This window comes from Hydrogenophaga electricum, from assembly GCF_030160815.1.
In the GTDB taxonomy this organism is placed as follows: Bacteria; Pseudomonadota; Gammaproteobacteria; order Burkholderiales; family Burkholderiaceae_C; genus Hydrogenophaga; species Hydrogenophaga electricum.
Genome location: NZ_BSPB01000007.1, coordinates 126,430 through 143,922 on the forward strand (window position 1 = coordinate 126,430; position 17,493 = coordinate 143,922).

Here is a 17,493-nt window from a genome sequence, read left to right on the forward strand (position 1 = left end):
AGGAAACAGTTCTCCCCTGCTCCATGTGGTCAGATGTGGTTACTTGGTGATGAGCAACACGGAGAGCGCGGTCAGCAGCCCCAGCAGCAGACGTCGAAACACGGTTTCACTGAGCCGATGACGAAGCAATCTTCCCATTCGAAGGCCGACGAACATGGGAATCAGGGCGAGGCAGGACAGAGCGACCTCAGTCCAACCAAAGCGTCCGTACCACATCATGGTCCCGTACATGGGTACAGAACCTAGAAGATAGATGATGCTGATGGACCTGATGAACTCGTCTTTGTGCAGCTTGAGTGCCAAGAGGTAGGCAATGAGTATGGGGCCCGTCAAGGTCGAGACGCCAGCCATTACGCCTGCGACCCCGCCAACCAGAGGCCCCATCCACCGCTCCTGGCTAGGGTTCACCCGAAAAGTTGCTCCAACGGCCATCATTCCTACGGCGACCATCACGACGATTGCTAGCAGAACATTGAAGCCCTGCACAGACAAGTTCCTTGTTAAATGGATAGCTGCAAGCGTCGCGACGAACTGGCAGACCAACAAGCCACCAAAACGCCGCAATCCCTCATTCAGCCTCTTGCCTTCAATGGCCTGCCACAGATTCGAAAGCAGGACCGGCATGACGAGCAGTCCCATCGCCCTTGGTGCAGGTAGAAGAAGCGACAGCAAGGGAAGCACCACAAGCGGCAGCCCCACTCCCAGAGTTCCCTTGACCAGCCCCCCCAGCACGATGGCTCCAAAGCATGCGAACCAAAGTACAAGGAGGGACAAAGCAACACCATCGACAGGCATCATTCAGCTTTGAGCTCTGCGTGCTTTCCTGCTTTCGCCATTGCTTGATTTTCTTGCTCGATGACTTTCCGGTAGACATCGCCACCAGCCCCTACGGGTTCGATACCGGCGATCTGGAACTTCTCGATGACATCAGGCAGTTTCACAACTTGTGCAATCTCATCAGCCACCTTTTTGGAGATCTCAGGTGGAGTCCCCGTTCGTGCCAGCACGCCAACGGAGACTGAAAAGTCAAACCCCGGGATGGTTTCTGCAATCGAAGGGGTATCGGAAGCAGAAGCTGAACGCTTGGGTGCGTTGCTGGCCAACACAATGACCTGACCACTTTTTACGAACCCCAACATGGACGGCAAAGCGGCAAACAAGAAGTCCACTTGCCCCCCAACCAGCGCCGGAACCGACTGACTCGATCCACGGAACGGAACGTGGACCATTGAAAGTCCAAGCTCCGACTTCAAAGCTTCCATTGTGAGGTGGTGCGTGCTTCCAATCCCCGAAGACCCATAGGTGAACGCTCCAGGCTCCTTCTTGGCGCGAGCCACAAACTCCTGAAAGGTCTTGACTCCACTTTTAGGGTGCGCCACCAAGAACAAAGGCGAGCGGGCAATCAGCGACACAGCCTGCAGATCCTGTCCGACAGCGTACTTGGCCGCCTTGTTGATCTGCGGAGTAATGGACAGCATGGAGCCATCGGAAACAATGAAGCTATACCCGTCGGCCGGCAGCGCGGCGAGTGTTTGTACCGACACGACGCCGTTACCCCCGGGCTTGTTTTCCACCACAAAGCCCTGCTTCATCCGCTCCGAGAGCTTTTGCGCGATGACCCGCGCCACGGTGTCAGGCAAGCCGCCAGGAGCATAGGGCACGATGAACTTGACCGGGCGGTTGGGGAAGTCACTCGCCTGCGCCTGCGAAAGACTGCACGCAAGGATGGTCGTCACAGCCAAGGCAGCAAAAAAACGTCGTTTCATGGATTGTCTCCGTTGGTGGGGTTGAAGCGAATCAGCAAGCACTTCTGCCTTGCCCCCGGAAAGAGCATGTGCGACAGTGCTTGTTTTTTTCTTAGATAACTAAGATAATCAATTTTTCCCTCTTGTTTGACCTTTGTCAAGAGTGGATACCACCATGTTTTCTAAGCAAGATCACAGACCATGACTACAGACGAGACAATGCGCCCCCTCTTGGTGACCCACAAGGAGTTCATCGCTACAGACACCGTTCTTTTCGAACTGAAATCCCCTGACTCTTTGCCTCTGGCCCGCTTCACGGCGGGAGCGCACATTGCTGTACGGGTTCCCAATGGGGCGATGCGCCACTACTCTCTGTGCAGTAACCCCGATGAGGCAGACCACTATCAGCTCGCGGTCAAACGAGAAGCGGACGGCCGGGGGGGATCGCAGAGTCTGGTCGATGAGGTGAACGTGGGGGATACGCTCATGGCCGGCACCCCAAGCAATTTGTTCGGGCTGAGCGACAAGGCGAAGAGTTTCATCCTCGTAGCGGGCGGCATAGGCATTACGCCGATGCGCGCCATGATCCATTCACTGCGAGCGGAAGGCTTGCGCAGTTTCAAGCTCTACTACCTGACTCGCACACCTGAGTCAGCCGCCTTTCTGAACGAGCTGCGCTCGCCTGAACTTGCCAGCAGTGTGGTTGTCCATCACACCCACGGCGATCCCGCAAAGACATTCGACTTGTGGTCCGTTTTCGAGAAACCTCAGGCGGGTGTGCATGTCTACTGCTGTGGCCCCAAGCGTTTGATGGATGAGGTCAAGGACATGACTGGGCACTGGCCCAGCAGTGCGGTGCATTTCGAGAGCTTCGGTGCGGATACGAAACCCCACGCAGACGACAAACCATTCGAGGTCGAGTTGGCCAAAGCTGGCAAGACGCTACTGGTACTGGCCAACCGCAGTATCCTGGACGCGTTACGAGACCATGGCATCAGGGTGCCGAGTTCGTGTGAGAGCGGAACATGCGGCTCATGCAAAGTCCGGTTGCTCAAGGGTGAGGCGGATCACCGAGATCTGGCATTGCTCCCGGAAGAGCAGGAAGATCACATCATGGTTTGCGTCTCCAGAGCGAAGTCCGACACGCTTGTCCTCGACCTGTGATGGCAACGATGCAACCGATCAAGCTTGGCGTCCTAGGACTTGGACGCGCATTTACGTTGATGATTCCAACCCTCAGCAAAGACCCCCGCATCGATCTGGTCGCTTGCTTCGATACCAATGCAGGTGCTTCAGCGGCTTTTTCGAAAGCGTTCGGTGGTGTCGCGCACACCTCTGCAGACGCACTCTGCGCAGACCCGAACGTCGAATGGATCTATGTCGCAACGCCTCACCAGTTGCACGAAGAACATGTACGTCTTGCTGCCAAGCATGGGAAACACGCGCTCGTCGAAAAGCCCATGGCGTTGTCGCTTTCGGAATGCGAGCGCATGCGGGAGACCTGCGAACAAGCAGGCACACAGCTGATCGTGGGTCACAGCCACAGTTTCAATGCCCCAGTGTTGCGCGCGCGCTCAATCATTGAGTCGGGGCGGTTTGGTCGTGTCCGCATGATTCAAGCCATGAACTTCACCGACTTCCTCTACCGGCCAAGACGTCCGGAAGAACTGGATACAACGAAAGGGGGTGGTGTTGTCTTCAGCCAGGCGGCACACCAGATCGATATCGTTCGATTGCTTGCCGGAGGAGAGGTCGCTTCCGTCTACGCTAGAACTGGGGGGTGGGACCGGCAGCGCCCCACCGAGGGAGCGTACACCGCCATTCTGAACTTTCGTTCCGGCGCCTTTGCCAGCGTGACCTACAACGGGTACGGTTTCTTTGACACCGACCCGTGGATGGGCGGCGTCGGCGAGATGGGGTGGCCAAAGAACACCGACACCCACCGACTCACCCGAGAAAAGTACCTGAGTACACAAGACGAAATTGCCGAAGCCCGTCGGAAAGCCAACCGGAATTTTGGTGGACCGGACTACGTACCAGATCTTAGAGGCGCACCTACCGCCTTTCAACACTTCGGGCCTGTCATCGCCTGCTGCGAACAGGCAGACCTCCGTTTGACGCCCTATGGCGTAGAAATTCACGACGTCCATGGCGTACACCTTGATGCGCTGCCACCGCAGGCGGTTCAACGTTCAGAGGTCGTGGACGAAATGTGGTCAGTGGCCAGGGAAGGTGCAGCGCCTACCCATTCTGGCGCCTGGTCCATGGCAACGATGGAAGTGTGTCTGGCGATCCTCGAATCGAGCAAGAAAGGAGGCGCTATCATTTTGGAGCACCAAGCCGCAGTACCCGCCATTCGGCGTTGACGCTCCCAATGACCAGCAAATCCATAGAAACACAAAGCCTTCTTCATCACTGGCGAGAATCGGTCCCCAACGATCGTCTCGCCCATCTAGTCCGTGATGTTGCGCGGGCTCAGATGCGTGCGCTTCAGTATCGTCTATCACCCTTCGGCGTGTCATTTGGACACTGGACGTTCCTCCGAATCCTTTGGATTCGCGACGGACTGACCCAGAAGGAGCTGAGCGATCTGGCGGGCGTGATGGAGCCGACGACCTTCTCGGCCGTGAAAGCCATGGAGCGAATGGGTTTCATTGAACGCAGGCACCTTCCCGGCAACAAGAAGAACATGCACGTTTACTTGACCGATGCTGGGCGCTCACTTGAACATGTACTTGTGCCCTTGGCGGAAGAGGTCAACGAGATCAGTGCCGATGGACTTCCCGATCGCACGCTTTCTTTGGTGAGGAATGCGTTGGTGAGGATGATTGAAAACTTGGCACATGAAGAAGAAACCCGCGCCACTCTAGTGGGCGACGCGGGCGACTGAAGCGCAGTAGGTCACCAATCTTCGGTTGCTTGCATGGGCAAGAGCGCCTCAGATGCTGTAACTCTCGTAGGTAGACGGGTGAAAGAGCTCATCCAAACCCACTTTTCTGCACGACAAGCCTTGCGCATGGTGGTGATGCAAGAACGCTTCAATCGTCTTTCGATTGGGCTCCACCCCGTATGACCAGAAGTCGTTTCCAAGCGTTTCACGTGCCGCCTTGAGCTGTTCTTCCACAAACGGCAGCGTTACCTTGGTGGCAGAGGTATCCGCCAGGAGCTCCAAGGCCTTCGCCTTGGATTCACCAAAGGCCTTGAAAACGGCTGCCGGCAACCAGCGGTTCTGCTCTGCGAGCTCTTTGCGAATGCCCACCACGTGCATGATGGGAAAGATGCCTGTCCGCCGGTAGTAGTCCTTTGCCACCGTAGTCGGATCATCGAACAGCCAAGCCACATTTGGGTTACTCAACGCCGCTCCGCTGGGTGGTCGTGGTGCGATAAAAGCATCGATCTCACCTTTGTCGAGCAGGTCGGAGATGGTATGCCCTGCCGGAGCGGCCTCAATGGTCACGCCCGGGGGAAGATCCAGTTTGATCTTCTCCGGACGTCCGGGCGTGTCGATTCCGCCTCTGACCCAGGTCACGTCCTCGGGATTCACGCCATAGTCGTCCTGCAAGATCGACCGTGCCCAAACCACCGCAGTCAGTTGATACTCCGGCACGCCAATACGGCAGCCCTTGAGGTCTTCAGGCTTTTTGATGCGGTCCTTCCGAACATAGATAGAGGTATGCCGGAAGGCGCGTGACAGAAAAACCGGCACGGCGATATAAGGGCTCTCGCCTTTGGCGTGCTTGACCAGGTAGCTTGAAAAGGAGAGCTCGGTAATGTCGAAATCCCGGCTCCGCATGGCCCGAAAAAACATCTCCTCGGGATTCAGCAACATGTACACCGGGTCGCATCCATCGATCTGGACACGCCCGTCGTACAGAGCACGGTTTCGGTCGTAGTCGCCCATGGCGACCGATATGTGCAGCTTTGACATCAAGCGTTCGCCCCCTCTGTCACCACGTAGGAGCGATCCATCTCTGGACTGTCCTGACCTTCAAGCCATACGTAGCTCACTTCATGGGTACGCCAGTCGACTGTCTTGGGAATGACGCCCTGGAACGAACACACTTCTTTCGGGATGCGCTTCTCTCCGGTTCCGATGGCCTCGCCTGTCGCCTGGAAAGCTTGAACAGCGTCCACCATCTGTTTGCGAAACTCGACGATGGCCATGTCGCTGGCACCCAGCCGGTCGTGGCTTCGATCGGCGATTTTCCCCATGGTGATCCACATGGCCATATCCTGATTCGGAATGCCGGAGATGCCCGTGAAGTTTCCGCTCTTCATCGCCTGACGGTCTTGCCAGTAGCGATTTTCGTAGTTGCGCAGCGGACGGTATTGCTCATCCAGGTCCACCCCCACGGTCTGGCCCAGGAACTTGCGCCAGGTCGCCGTCTCCGGGGTCTGCGACGGATGACCCCAACCAATGAAGTAGAAGCAGGTATTGGTGTCATCCACCGGCACATTCACGTTCGCCACGTTGTACAAGTTGTTGGGCGGGATCAGCACCGTCCATGGCGCAACGAAAACCGTCGTACGCACATAGTCGTGCGTCTGCGCGTTGAAGATCGGCCGTCGCACCGCAGCGTAACGGAATCCGAAGCTGGCGCGCTGCACTTGCATCCGCGGCGCTTTGTCGGTCGAGGGGCGCAACCAGTTTTTGTCCGTGGCTTTGGCACCATCGACACGCGCAGGGACCATGTCCGAGCTGTGCAGACTCGAGCTGTGGGCAGAGTCAATCGCACCTTCAAGGATCTGAGCCCAGTTCACAGGAATGATCACCTTGGCAACGCTCACACGCGTGTCCGCCGTGGGCGCCCAACGGGGAGGCTCGAACTCCGGCATGGTCTCAGCCGCCCCCATGTAGGCCCAGACGAAACCACCCCACTCCTTGGTCGGATAGGCCTTGTGCTTGACCTTCTCCAGCATGCCACTGGCCTCGGGCTCGGAAGACATTTCCGTTACGTTGCCGCTCACATCCATCTTCCATCCGTGATAGAGACAGCGAAGACCACCCTCTTCGTTGCGGCCAAACACGAGCGATGCCCTGCGGTGAGGACAGTATTCATCCATCACACCAACTTCGCCGTCCGTGTTTCGGAAAACCACGAGATCTTCTCCGAGGATGCGGGCTTTGACGGGCGTCCCATCTGGCTCGGAGACCTCTTCGATTAGACAGATAGGAACCCAATGCCGGCGCATCAGTTGCCCCATGGGTGCACCGTTTTCAACACGGCACAGCAGATCGTTTTCTTCATGCGTAATCATGGAAATCTCCTGTAAGGATGGGAAAGTGCAAGGAGGCACTGCGTTGAAGTATACTTCGATATCTAAGTATTTTTTCAAGGGTTATCCCTTACCACTGCCTCTGCCAGTCTCTTTGTCTCAGCAACCACCTAGGGCGAAGGCCCTCTACAGCATGAGAAAGCTTCCTTACAAATTCAGTTCGCTCGCGTTTGCGTTCTACATGGCAACCATCATTGCCTTCATGATGTGTCTGCTGCTAACGGCCATCAACACCGGAGTTGACACCCAGTTCATTCAACGGGTACTGAGTACCTACGTAATCGCCATGCCAGTGGCCTTCGCATGCGTCGTCTTGGTACGTCCGCTGGTCCTCTATCTCGTCTCAAAGACCGTGGCCACGAACGCAGGTGACACATGAAATGACTTCGGCATCATCTGAGCACTGTCCAATTCAGACGCGGTCACGATCAGAAAGGACAGCCATCAACCGTGATGACTGCGCATTCAGTCCCGTTGTAGTGCGCTCAGCTTGGCCCAAGGACGCCAAGAACGCGAACTTCCGCGAGGCTGCTGCGTACTCAAACCAGACGTGTTTGATGTAGTCCTCTGGTGGGCCACATCACTGTCGGAGCAACAGGCATTTGAGAAAAATGAAAACATTCAGGGAAAACAATGGAACTGAGGCACCTTCGGTGCTTCTTGGCGGTCGCTCAGGAACTGCACTTCGCCAGAGCCGCTGAGAAGCTTCACATTGAACAGTCGCCACTTTCGCGGGCGATCAAGGAACTGGAAGAAGAGCTGGGGGTCCGCCTCTTCGACCGCAACACCCGCAGCACGCGCCTGACCCGTTCTGGTCAGGTCTTCATGGATCACGTGCCACGCGTGTTCGCTGCGCTGACCCAGGCTCGTGACAGCGTACGGGCCGTGTCGGCCGGTTACCAGAGGCAGTTGCGCATCGCGCTGTCCGAAGACATCTCGCAGGCCCGTCTCACTGCATTGCTATCGGGTTGCCGTGAAGAGGAGCCAGATACGGAAATCCGCCTATACGAGGTTCCGCTGGCGCAGCAGATCAAGGGCCTCGAATCCGACTTGTATGACTTGGGGTTTTCCCAATGGACGGATGTCGGCGAGGCTCTGTCTGCTGTGCCGGCATGGAGCGACACGATAGTGGTGGTGATGCCTTTGCGTCACCCCTTGTTGGCCTACGAGAAACCGCCGCTGAACGAGGTCCTGCGCTACCCACTGGTGCTGTGCGACCCTGAGGTCTGCGAGGGCTGCTGTCGCCAGCTGGACCGGGTACTTCGCGCGACTGACATGGAGCCCATCGTGGCTGAGCGAGTCGCCAGTCACGACCTCATGGTGACGCTAGTGGCAGCGGGATACGGGTTGGGCTTTTCGACAGAGGCACACGTATCAACCAGCAGCCACCCAGAAATCGTCACCAGGCCATTGGCAGGCCGCACACCGTTGCTGACCACCTACCTGATCCACCGTATCGGTGACCCGTCTGAGACCTTGCGACGTTTCGTAGAAAGAGCACTCATAAACGCGCCGGATCGGCCGGCCAATGATGCTCAGGACACTTCACCAGGGAGTACGACATGAAAAAGCTTCACAAATGGAAAGCAGCCTTGGCAGTTACCTCGGCCACCCTCCTTCTGTCGGCCTGCGGCAAGCAGCAGCCCACTGATTCGCTGGAATCGTTTATGGCCGATCCAGAACGGTTGAAGCTGCTGAGAGAGCAGTGCAAGACCGAGCGCACGAAACTGGGCGACGAACTTTGTGACCGCGTGGCCGAGGCCTCGAAGCGACGATTTTTCGGGGACGGCAAGGTGCCGTACAACCCACCCAAGGAATCGCCCAAGTTCTGAACTTGCGTTCGTGGCCACACTCGGTGGCACTCATCTCGCGCATGGAAGCGGTGCTAAGCGCATCGTTTCAGGGAGCCATGACACGCGGCAGCACGCTGCCACTTGCATTCTTGCAGGCCGAGTTGCGAGCCTGTCGATTTCGGACTTTGACCCACCGATAGCCAGCCTTGATGCTCATGCGTGCGGCACACCTTCGTGCCGCGCGCATGGCTCCGCATGGCGGGCCACAGAATCGGAGGTCAAGGTGCAGGCTCAGGGCAAAAGCCACCAGGGGGTTCTCTACGGTCAGATCGCGGCGGTTCTGGGCGTCGTCGTGGTCGGCGTGTGGGGTGCAACCCAGTGGACAGCTACGGCACTCGGCCATCAGGCGCGTCTGGGCACTCCGTGGTTCGAGGCCTTCGGCTCGCCGGTCTACCATCCCTGGCGCCTTTTCGAATGGTGGTTCTTCTTCGACGCCTACGCACCCGATGTCTTCGACGTGGGCGGCGCGATAGCAGGCGGCAGCGGCCTGGCCTCGGTGGGCGTGGCGGTGGGTATGTCGGTCTGGCGCTCGCGGCAGTCGCGACTGGTCACCACCTACGGAACCGCCCGCTGGGCCACGGCAGATGACGTGCGCCAGGCGGGCCTGAACCGCCCCGGCGGAGTGTTCCTCGGCCAGCATGGTGAGCACTACCTGCGCCATGACGGGCCGGAACACGTGCTGGCGTTTGCGCCCACACGTTCGGGCAAGGGCGTCGGCCTGGTGGTGCCCACGCTGTTGTCGTGGCCCGGCTCGGCCGTCATCCACGACATCAAGGGCGAGAACTGGCAGTTGACGGCCGGCTGGCGCTCGCGCTTCTCGCACTGCCTGCTGTTCAACCCCACCGATGCGCGATCGGCCGCATACAACCCCCTGCTGGAGGTTCGACGTGGTGAACACGAAGTGCGCGACGTGCAGAACATCGCTGACATCCTGGTGGACCCGGAGGGCGCACTGGAGCGCCGCAATCATTGGGAGAAGACTTCGCACGCGCTGCTGGTGGGGGCCATCCTGCACGTGCTCTACGCGGGCGAAGACAAGACGCTGCGCGGCGTGGCCAACTTCCTGTCCGATCCGGCCTGCCCTTTCGAGGTGACGCTGCACCGGATGATGACGACGCCTCACCTGGCGAACGCGCAAGGCGGTGGCCCGCACCCCGTCGTCGCATCCGCCGCGCGCGAGGTGCTCAACAAGAGTGAGAACGAGCGCTCGGGTGTGCTCTCCACCGCGATGAGCTTCCTGGGTCTATACCGCGACCCGACGGTGGCCAAGGTGACCTCCCGCTGCGACTGGCGCATTGCCGACCTGATCTCGACCGCGCACCCGGTGTCGCTGTACCTGGTGGTGCCGCCCTCCGACATCAGCCGTACCAAGCCGTTGATCCGGTTGATCCTGAATCAGGTGGGACGGCGGCTGACCGAGTCGCTGGATGGCTCCGACGGCATCGCGCGACGGCACAAGCTGCTGCTGATGCTCGACGAGTTCCCGGCGCTGGGTCGTCTTGACTTCTTCGAGACCGCGCTGGCCTTCATGGCGGGCTACGGCATCCGCAGCTTCCTGATCGCGCAGAGCCTGAACCAGATCGACAAGGCCTACGGCCAGAACCACTCGATCCTGGACAACTGCCACGTGCGGGTGACCTTTGCCACCAACGACGAACGCACGGCCAAGCGCATTTCCGAGACACTGGGCACGGCCACCGAGCTGCGCGCCCAGCGCAACTACGCCGGCCATCGGCTGGCGCCCTGGCTGGGTCACCTGATGGTCTCGCGCCAGGAGACGGCGCGCCCGCTGCTGACGCCTGGCGAGGTGATGCAGCTGCCACCCGACGAAGCGGTGGTGATGGTCTCCAGCACGCCACCGGTCAAGGCCCGCAAGCTGCGCTACTACGCCGACGCGAACTTCAAGCGCCGCGTGTTGCCGCCGCCCGTCCTAATTGCGGGCCCCTACCCCGATGCGCCACCGGTGCGGGCTGACGACTGGGGCGAACTGGCCGCGCCGTTGGCACCTACTGCATCCAACACAGCCTTCATGCCTGGCATAGATGCCGACGAAGGCGGTCCCCGCCTGCAGCCAGAACTGACGGAGATTGCGACGCACAGCCCCACGCTCGACGCACTGACCAATGACCTGGCACTGCTCGATGACGACGACGCATCCCTGCCCCTCCCCCGCCAGATCGACCCGGCCCCGCAGCGCGCGGCGCGCCTGGCCGCACTCGACCCCGACGACGGCATCGCACTATGAGCCAGTACCGCCTGAACCTGTTCATCCCGCCCGAGCACGCGCGCCGCCTCGAAGAGGTGGCCGCCAAGAAGGGCGTTTCCAAGTCGTCCATCGTTGCAGCAGCGCTGTCCTCGTGGCTGTCGCCGGACTCGGGCGACCAACGGGAGGCCGCCATCGCCAAGCGGCTGGACCGTCTCTCGCGCCAGTTCGAGCGGCTGGAGCGCGACCAGAACATCGAGATTGAGACGCTGGCGCTGTTCATCCGCTACTACCTGACCGTCAGCACACCGGTGCCTGAAAGCCATCAGGATGCGGCCCGCGCACAAGGCAAGGCGCGCTTCGAACAGTTCGTCGAACAACTGAGCCGCCACCTGCTGCGCGGTCGCAGCCTGGTGCGCGACGTGATTGAGGAGCTGCATCCACAGGAGCAAGGCCTGAACCGGCAACTGGATGAGGCCGCAGCCGCGCCAACTGACAGCGTGGACTCGACCCAACCGAACGAGGGCCCAACCCCATGACGGCCCTCCCACCCAGCCCCGAAAAGACCACGCTCGACCGCCGTGTCCGCATGCTGCGCACGGCGATGGGGCCGGTGATCGCGGCCGCGCTGGAAGACCGGGATGTGGTGGAGGTGCTGCTCAACCCCGATGGCACGCTCTGGATCGACCGGCTCTCGACCGGGCGAGCACCGACGGGCATGACGCTGTCGGCGGCCGATGGTGAACGCATCATTCGCCTGGTGGCGGCCCACGTGGGTGCCGAGGTGCACCGGGGCCAGCCGCTGCTCACCGCCGAGTTGCCCGAGACGGGTGAACGCTTCGAGGGTGTGCTGCCGCCGGCGGCACCGGGGCCGGCCTTCGCGCTGCGCAAGCGCGCCGTGGGCGTGATCCCGCTGGACCGCTACGTGGCCGACGGGATGATGAGCCCAGAGCAGGCCGATTTCCTGCGTCGGGCCGTGCACGAGCGGCAGAACATCCTGATCGCGGGTGGCACCAGCACCGGCAAGACCACGCTGGCCAACGCGCTGCTGGCCGAGATCGCTAGCACCGGCGACCGGGTGCTGGTGCTCGAAGACACGATCGAACTGCAGTGTTCTGCGCGCGACCACGTGCCGCTGCGCACGCGCGCGGGTGCGGTCTCGATGACCGAGCTTGTACGCGCCACGATGCGGCTGCGACCCGACCGCGTGGTGGTGGGCGAGGTACGGGGCGGCGAAGCGCTGGATCTGGTCAAGGTCTGGGGCACCGGCCACCCTGGCGGCATCGCCACCATTCATGCCGGCTCCGCACTCGGAGCGTTACTGAGGGTGGAGCAGCTGATCCTGGAGGTCGCGGTGAACCCGCCGCGCGCCCTGATCGCCGAGGCGATCAACGTGGTGGTCTACATCGCCGGTCGCGGACGCAAGCGCCGCATCGAGACGATTGCCCACGTCACCGGACACGACAGCACAGGCTACCACCTGGTGTCGGTGAACGAGCCCTTGCCAGAACTGCCAACGCCCTCCCCGCCCTCAGCGGCGGACTCCCTTTCCTCAACCCCACCCGGAGATCTTTCATGACCCCTTCGACTGCACTGCGCTCCTTTGCCCAACCGTTCACCCGCCTGCTGGCGTCCTCGCGAACAGCCCGCCAGCACCGCTTGAACCGGCTGATGCAGCCCGCCCGCCAGGGGCTGCTCACCGCCGCTGTCATGCTGAGCCTGGCCGGCACGGCCAAGGCGGCCGGCTCCAGCATGCCCTGGGAAGGGCCGCTGCAATCCATCCTGGACTCGATCCAGGGTCCGGTGGCCCGCATCGTCGCCGTGATCATCATCATTGCCACCGGCCTGGCCCTGGCCTTCGGTGACACCTCTGGCGGTTTTCGGAAGTTGATCCAGATCGTCTTCGGTCTGTCGATCGCTTTCGCGGCCTCCTCCTTCTTCCTGAGCTTCTTCAGCTTCTCGGGCGGGGCGCTCGTATGAGCGGCGGTGCCGAGCACGCGACCTCTCTGGCCAGCGGCTTCGAGATTCCGCTGCACCGCTCGCTGACCGAGCCCATCCTGATGGGCGGCGCGCCGCGCACCGTGGCCATTGCCAACGGCACGCTGGCCGCCGCCGTGGGCCTGGGGCTGCAGCTGTGGATTCCGGGTGCCGTGCTGTGGATCGTGGGCCATTCGCTGGCGGTCTGGGGCGCACGGGCCGATCCGCAGTTCATGGCGGTGTTTGCCCGGCACCTGAAGCACAAGCCTCTGCTGGACGTGTGAGGACGACGCCATGCTCAACCTCTCCGAGTACCGGCAACGCCCCGCCCTGCTGGCCGACTGGCTGCCTTGGGCCGGACTGGTAGCGCCCGGCGTGGTGCTGAACAAGGACGGCTCGTTCCAGCGCACCGCACGCTTTCGAGGGCCGGACCTGGACAGTGCCACGCAGGGCGAGCTGGTGGCCACCACCGCGCGCCTGAACAACGCGCTGCGCCGTCTAGGGTCCGGCTGGGCGCTGTACGTGGACGCCGAGCGCCGACTAGCCGCCGACTACCCGCGCTCGGAGTTCCCTGAAGCCCTGTCTTGGCTGGTGGATGAAGAACGGCGCGCGGCGTTCGAGGAATCGGCCAGCCACTTCGAGAGCCGCTACCACTTCACGCTGCAGTACCTGCCGCCCGAGGAATCGCGCGCACGGGCCGCCAACCTGCTCTACGAAAACCGCTCCAGCACCGGGGTGGACTGGCGCGAACGGCTGGCCGCCTTCATCGCCGAGACCGACCGTGTGTTCGACCTGCTCGACGGCGTGATGCCCGAGATCGCCTGGCTGCAGGACGCGGACACGCTGGCCTATCTGCACACCACGGTGTCGCCACGCACTTACCCGGTAGCCGTGCCCGAGGTCCCGTTCCACCTGGATGCGCTGCTGGTCGATGCACCCCTGCTCGGCGGTCTGGCGCCCATGCTGGGTGACGCGCATCTGCGGGTGGCCACGGTGCGCGGGTTTCCCACGTCCACCTGGCCCGGCGTGCTGGACGACCTGAACCGGCTCGGCTTCGCCTACCGCTGGTCCACGCGCTTCCTGTGCATGGACAAGGCAGAGGCCGAGAAGGAACTGGGCCGACTGCGCCGGCAGTGGTTTGCCAAGCGCAAGAACGTGCTGGCCCTGCTGCGCGAGACGCTGTTCCAGCAGGAGTCGCCGCTGGTGGACACCGACGCAGACAACAAGGCCGCGGACGCCGACGCAGCCCTGCAGGAGCTCGGCAGCGACCAGGTGGCCTTCGGTTACCTGACGGCAACCGTCACGGTGCTCGACACCGACGTGACCGCTGCCGACGAGAAGCTGCGCATGGCCGAGCGCCTGATCCAGGGCCGCGGCTTCGTCACCATCCCGGAGACGCTGAACGCGGTGGAGGCCTGGCTGTCGTCGATCCCGGGCAACGCCTACGCCAATGTGCGCCAGCCCATCGTCTCGACGCTGAACCTGGCGCACCTGATGCCGGTGTCGGCCGTGTGGGCCGGTCCGGAGCGCAACCGGCACCTGGACGGTCCGCCGCTGGTCGTGACCCGCACCGAAGGCTCCACGCCGTTCCGGCTGGTGACCCACGTAGGTGACGTGGGCCACACCCTGGTGGTGGGACCAACCGGCATGGGCAAGTCGGTGCTGCTGGCTTTGCTGGCCCTGCAGTTCCGGCGCTACCCCGGTTCGCGCATCTTCGCGTTCGACATGGGCCGTTCCATGCGCGCCACGGTGCTGGGTCTGGGCGGCGAGCACTACGACCTGGGCAGCGACGGCGACATCGCGTTCCAGCCGCTGGCCGGCATCGACCAGGAGGGCTACCGCAGCTGGGCCGCCGAGTGGGTCGAAGGCCGGCTGGTGCACGAAGGCGTGGCCGTCGGACCGGAAGAGAAGGCCGCGATCTGGTCGGCACTGGGCAGTCTGGCCGGCGCGCCGCGCGAGCAGCGCACGCTCACCGGTCTGTCGGTGCTGCTGCAGTCCAACGCGCTGCGCCAGGCGCTCGCACCCTACGTGCTGGGCGGCGCGCACGGCAAGCTGCTGGATGCCGACCAAGACCGGCTAGGCACGGCCGACGTGCAGTGCTTCGAGATGGAAGAGCTGATGGGCAGTCGCGCGGCGGTGATGGCAGTGCTGGGCTACCTGTTCGCACGCTTCGAGGCACGCTTCGATGGTGCCCCCACCCTGCTGATGCTGGACGAGTCCTGGCTGTTCCTGGACGACCCGGTGTTCGCGGCGCGCATCCGCCAGTGGCTCAAGACGCTGCGCAAGAAAAACGTGTCGGTGCTGTTCGCCACGCAAAGCCTGGCCGACATCCAGGGATCGAGCATCGCGCCGGCCATCGTGGAGAGCTGCGCGAGCCGCATCTTCCTGCCCAACCCGCAGGCCACCGAACCACAGGTGCGATCAATCTACGAGGCCTTCGGCCTAAACCGCCGGCAGATCGAGATCGTGGCCACCGCCGTGCCCAAGCGCGACTACTACTACCAGTCGAGGCTGGGCAACCGCCTGTTCGACCTGGACCTCGGACCTGTGGCCCTGGCTTTCGCCGGGGCCTCCACACCGCAGGATCAACGGCTGATCGACGAGGTGCTGGCTTCAAACCCGCCCGACGGCTTCGCGCCGGCCTGGCTGCACCGCCGTGGCCTCGCCTGGGCGGCCGATCTCTTTCACCAACACCCCCACCACCAACCCGGGCATGCCCGACCTTCAGGAGAAACGCCATGAGCTTTCAGTTCCCCAACCGCGCCCTCAAGACCCGCCTGACCGCGCTGGCCACCGCCGCCGCGCTGACGCTGGGCGCCATGCAGCCCGCGTACGCACTCTTCGGCGTGGGCGACATCGTGCTGGATCCGGTCAACCTGGTGCAGAACACCATGACCGCCGCGCGCACGCTGGAGCAGATCAACAACCAGATCCGCCAGCTGCAGAACGAGGCGCAGATGCTGATCAACCAGGCGCGCAACCTGGCGAGTCTGCCGTTCAACGTGGTCAACCGCCTGCGCTCGACGCTGGACACGACGCGGCAGCTGATCGCGCAGGCCCAGGGCCTGACCTACCAGGTGTCGAACCTCGACGCCGAGTTCGCCCGCCTCTACCCCGAGCAGTACGCCGCCACCGTGAGCGGCAACCAGATGTTCCAGGACGCGCGCCAGCGCTGGAAGAACACGCTCAACGGCCTGCAGACCGCCATGCAGATGCAGGCACAGGTGTCGCAGAACCTGAGCCTGGACGAAGGCGTGCTGGCCGACCTGGTCAGCCAGAGCCAGTCGGCCACCGGAGCGCTGCAGGCCATGCAGGCCACCAACCAGTTGCTGGCCCTGCAGGCCAAGCAGTCCATCCAGTCGCAGCAGCTGATGCTGACGCAGGACCGCGCCGCCTCGCTGGAACTGGCCCGGCAGGCCGCCGCCATCGAGCGTGGCCGTGAGGTGACGCGCCGCTTCATCGGCAGTGGCACGGGCTACACGCCGCAGGGTGTGAGCTTCTACGGCCACTGAACCACCGGGAGCCCTGCCATGGACGACGTCGCCGTCATCGACCGCTTCCTGAACACGTTCTCCACCTACATCGACTCGGGTTTCGGGTTGCTGAACGGCGAGGTCGCCTTCCTCACCGCCACGCTGGTGGCCATCGACATGACCTTGGCCGGCCTGTTCTGGGCCATGGGCCATGCCACCGGCCAGGGCGAGGACGTGATGGCGAAGCTGATCCGCAAGGTGCTTTATGTGGGTGCCTTCGCCTACATCATCGGCAACTTCAACAGCCTGTCGGGCATCGTGTTCCGCTCGTTCGCTGGCCTGGGCCTGCAGGCCAGTGGCTCGGGCATGAGCCTGGCCACCTTCCTGCAGCCGGGCCATCTGGCCAAGGCCGGCATCGATGCGGCGGCCCCCATCCTGCAGCAGATCAGCGACCTGTCCGGCTTTCCGGAGGTGTTCATCAACATCGCACCCATCGTGGTGCTGTTCCTGGCCTGGCTCACGGTGATCGTTAGCTTCTTCGTGCTGGCCGTGCAGCTCTTCGTGACGCTGCTGGAGTTCAAGCTGACGACGCTGGCCGGCTTCGTACTGGTGCCCTTTGCCTTGTGGAACAAGACCACCTTCCTGGCCGAGAAGGTGCTGGGCAACGTGGTGTCATCGGGCATCAAGGTGCTGGTGCTCGCGGTGATCGTGGGCATCGGCACGGGGTTGTTCGCCCAGTTCCAGACGGCACCAGCAGAGCCCTCCATCGACCACGCGCTGGTGGTGATGCTGGCCTCGCTTTCATTGCTCGGCCTGGGCATCTTCGGGCCTGGCATCGCGACCGGTCTGGTGTCCGGCGCGCCGCAACTGGGCGCGGGCGCGGCAGCCGGAACGGCGCTGGGCGCTACGGGTCTGGCGGTGGCCGGAGGCGCTGCCGTGGCGGGTGCCGGTGCGGCCGTGGCCGC

At 62.4% G+C, this 17,493-nt stretch carries 18 protein-coding genes; 14 read left to right on the top strand and 4 right to left on the bottom strand.

What is annotated here, in order from left to right; all coding sequences use genetic code 11:
• Window positions 1–39: 39 nt before the first annotated feature.
• Entirely contained in the window at window positions 40–798 is a 759-nt protein-coding gene (locus tag QQK43_RS07025) for a TSUP family transporter (protein WP_056277443.1), read from the bottom strand.
• Window positions 795–1,766 (bottom strand): Bug family tripartite tricarboxylate transporter substrate binding protein, encoded by a 972-nt coding sequence (locus QQK43_RS07030; RefSeq protein WP_056277446.1) that lies wholly within the window; start codon window positions 1,764–1,766, stop codon window positions 795–797. Before QQK43_RS07030 ends, QQK43_RS07025 begins: the two co-directional genes overlap by 4 nt.
• Window positions 1,767–1,946: 180 nt before the next feature.
• Between QQK43_RS07030 and QQK43_RS07035 the strand changes: the two genes are divergently transcribed.
• The 3 genes from QQK43_RS07035 to QQK43_RS07045 are packed head-to-tail and all read left to right on the top strand — an operon-like array spanning window position 1,947 to window position 4,635.
• Window positions 1,947–2,909, top strand: a complete 963-nt coding sequence (locus QQK43_RS07035) for a PDR/VanB family oxidoreductase (RefSeq protein WP_105749405.1) — start codon at window positions 1,947–1,949, stop codon at window positions 2,907–2,909.
• Window positions 2,909–4,111, top strand: coding sequence for a Gfo/Idh/MocA family protein (locus QQK43_RS07040; RefSeq protein WP_056277453.1), 1,203 nt, complete (start codon window positions 2,909–2,911; stop codon window positions 4,109–4,111). Before QQK43_RS07035 ends, QQK43_RS07040 begins: the two co-directional genes overlap by 1 nt.
• An 8-nt stretch (window positions 4,112–4,119) precedes the next feature.
• A complete protein-coding gene (locus QQK43_RS07045; RefSeq protein ID WP_056277456.1) occupies window positions 4,120–4,635 on the top strand; it encodes a MarR family winged helix-turn-helix transcriptional regulator in 516 nt (171 codons plus the stop codon).
• Window positions 4,636–4,683: 48 nt separating this feature from the next.
• Here QQK43_RS07045 and QQK43_RS07050 read toward each other — a convergent pair whose 3' ends face one another.
• Together QQK43_RS07050 and QQK43_RS07055 are read right to left on the bottom strand one after the other, a co-directional pair.
• Complete coding sequence (locus QQK43_RS07050) at window positions 4,684–5,673, bottom strand: substrate-binding domain-containing protein (RefSeq protein ID WP_056277459.1); 990 nt, start codon at window positions 5,671–5,673, stop codon at window positions 4,684–4,686.
• Window positions 5,673–7,004 (bottom strand): Rieske 2Fe-2S domain-containing protein, encoded by a 1,332-nt coding sequence (locus QQK43_RS07055; protein WP_056277461.1) that lies wholly within the window; start codon window positions 7,002–7,004, stop codon window positions 5,673–5,675. Before QQK43_RS07055 ends, QQK43_RS07050 begins: the two co-directional genes overlap by 1 nt.
• 151 nt (window positions 7,005–7,155) lie before the next feature.
• Between QQK43_RS07055 and QQK43_RS07060 the strand changes: the two genes are divergently transcribed.
• The 11 genes from QQK43_RS07060 to trbL all read left to right on the top strand — a co-directional run.
• Entirely contained in the window at window positions 7,156–7,401 is a 246-nt protein-coding gene (locus QQK43_RS07060) for a DUF2798 domain-containing protein (RefSeq protein WP_056277463.1), read from the top strand.
• 254 nt (window positions 7,402–7,655) lie between these two features.
• Entirely contained in the window at window positions 7,656–8,588 is a 933-nt protein-coding gene (locus tag QQK43_RS07065) for a LysR family transcriptional regulator (RefSeq protein ID WP_057597550.1), read from the top strand.
• Window positions 8,585–8,854: an EexN family lipoprotein gene (locus QQK43_RS07070; protein ID WP_057598389.1), complete on the top strand. Its 270-nt coding sequence runs from the start codon at window positions 8,585–8,587 to the stop codon at window positions 8,852–8,854. Before QQK43_RS07065 ends, QQK43_RS07070 begins: the two co-directional genes overlap by 4 nt.
• Window positions 8,855–9,098: 244 nt before the next feature.
• Window positions 9,099–11,120 (top strand): conjugal transfer protein TraG, encoded by a 2,022-nt coding sequence (locus QQK43_RS07075; RefSeq protein ID WP_057597551.1) that lies wholly within the window; start codon window positions 9,099–9,101, stop codon window positions 11,118–11,120.
• Complete coding sequence (locus tag QQK43_RS07080) at window positions 11,117–11,617, top strand: CopG family transcriptional regulator (RefSeq protein WP_057597552.1); 501 nt, start codon at window positions 11,117–11,119, stop codon at window positions 11,615–11,617. Before QQK43_RS07075 ends, QQK43_RS07080 begins: the two co-directional genes overlap by 4 nt.
• On the top strand, window positions 11,614–12,657 hold the full coding sequence (gene trbB, locus QQK43_RS07085; protein WP_057597553.1) for a P-type conjugative transfer ATPase TrbB: 1,044 nt from the start codon (window positions 11,614–11,616) through the stop codon (window positions 12,655–12,657). The genes QQK43_RS07080 and trbB overlap by 4 nt, the downstream gene beginning before the upstream one ends.
• Window positions 12,654–13,058 (top strand): TrbC/VirB2 family type IV secretion system protein, encoded by a 405-nt coding sequence (locus tag QQK43_RS07090; RefSeq protein WP_057597554.1) that lies wholly within the window; start codon window positions 12,654–12,656, stop codon window positions 13,056–13,058. The genes trbB and QQK43_RS07090 overlap by 4 nt, the downstream gene beginning before the upstream one ends.
• Window positions 13,055–13,339: a VirB3 family type IV secretion system protein gene (locus QQK43_RS07095; protein ID WP_057597555.1), complete on the top strand. Its 285-nt coding sequence runs from the start codon at window positions 13,055–13,057 to the stop codon at window positions 13,337–13,339. Before QQK43_RS07090 ends, QQK43_RS07095 begins: the two co-directional genes overlap by 4 nt.
• A gap of 10 nt (window positions 13,340–13,349) precedes the next feature.
• A complete protein-coding gene (gene trbE / locus QQK43_RS07100; RefSeq protein WP_057598993.1) occupies window positions 13,350–15,797 on the top strand; it encodes a conjugal transfer protein TrbE in 2,448 nt (815 codons plus the stop codon).
• The gene (trbJ, locus tag QQK43_RS07105) at window positions 15,794–16,567 is read left to right on the top strand and encodes a P-type conjugative transfer protein TrbJ (protein WP_057597166.1); all 774 of its coding nucleotides are present in this window, start codon (window positions 15,794–15,796) and stop codon (window positions 16,565–16,567) included. Before trbE ends, trbJ begins: the two co-directional genes overlap by 4 nt.
• A gap of 18 nt (window positions 16,568–16,585) precedes the next feature.
• Window positions 16,586–17,493, top strand: a 908-nt coding sequence (gene trbL / locus QQK43_RS07110) for a P-type conjugative transfer protein TrbL (RefSeq protein ID WP_284307199.1), incomplete at its 3' end; no start/stop codon positions are given.

What these genes read in the sequence shown, in the direction of transcription:
- QQK43_RS07055 (WP_056277461.1), bottom strand. Translation starts at nt 7,004, where the DNA reads ATGATTACGCATGAAGAAAACGATCTGCTGTGCCGTGTTGAAAACGGT.
- QQK43_RS07070 (WP_057598389.1), top strand. Translation starts at nt 8,585, where the DNA reads ATGAAAAAGCTTCACAAATGGAAAGCAGCCTTGGCAGTTACCTCGGCC.
- QQK43_RS07095 (WP_057597555.1), top strand. Translation starts at nt 13,055, where the DNA reads ATGAGCGGCGGTGCCGAGCACGCGACCTCTCTGGCCAGCGGCTTCGAG.
- trbB (WP_057597553.1), top strand. Translation starts at nt 11,614, where the DNA reads ATGACGGCCCTCCCACCCAGCCCCGAAAAGACCACGCTCGACCGCCGT.
- trbJ (WP_057597166.1), top strand. Translation starts at nt 15,794, where the DNA reads ATGAGCTTTCAGTTCCCCAACCGCGCCCTCAAGACCCGCCTGACCGCG.
- QQK43_RS07030 (WP_056277446.1), bottom strand. Translation starts at nt 1,766, where the DNA reads ATGAAACGACGTTTTTTTGCTGCCTTGGCTGTGACGACCATCCTTGCG.
- QQK43_RS07050 (WP_056277459.1), bottom strand. Translation starts at nt 5,673, where the DNA reads ATGTCAAAGCTGCACATATCGGTCGCCATGGGCGACTACGACCGAAAC.
- QQK43_RS07025 (WP_056277443.1), bottom strand. Translation starts at nt 798, where the DNA reads ATGATGCCTGTCGATGGTGTTGCTTTGTCCCTCCTTGTACTTTGGTTC.
- QQK43_RS07045 (WP_056277456.1), top strand. Translation starts at nt 4,120, where the DNA reads ATGACCAGCAAATCCATAGAAACACAAAGCCTTCTTCATCACTGGCGA.
- QQK43_RS07035 (WP_105749405.1), top strand. Translation starts at nt 1,947, where the DNA reads ATGACTACAGACGAGACAATGCGCCCCCTCTTGGTGACCCACAAGGAG.
- QQK43_RS07090 (WP_057597554.1), top strand. Translation starts at nt 12,654, where the DNA reads ATGACCCCTTCGACTGCACTGCGCTCCTTTGCCCAACCGTTCACCCGC.
- QQK43_RS07040 (WP_056277453.1), top strand. Translation starts at nt 2,909, where the DNA reads ATGGCAACGATGCAACCGATCAAGCTTGGCGTCCTAGGACTTGGACGC.
- QQK43_RS07060 (WP_056277463.1), top strand. Translation starts at nt 7,156, where the DNA reads ATGAGAAAGCTTCCTTACAAATTCAGTTCGCTCGCGTTTGCGTTCTAC.
- trbE (WP_057598993.1), top strand. Translation starts at nt 13,350, where the DNA reads ATGCTCAACCTCTCCGAGTACCGGCAACGCCCCGCCCTGCTGGCCGAC.
- QQK43_RS07065 (WP_057597550.1), top strand. Translation starts at nt 7,656, where the DNA reads ATGGAACTGAGGCACCTTCGGTGCTTCTTGGCGGTCGCTCAGGAACTG.
- QQK43_RS07080 (WP_057597552.1), top strand. Translation starts at nt 11,117, where the DNA reads ATGAGCCAGTACCGCCTGAACCTGTTCATCCCGCCCGAGCACGCGCGC.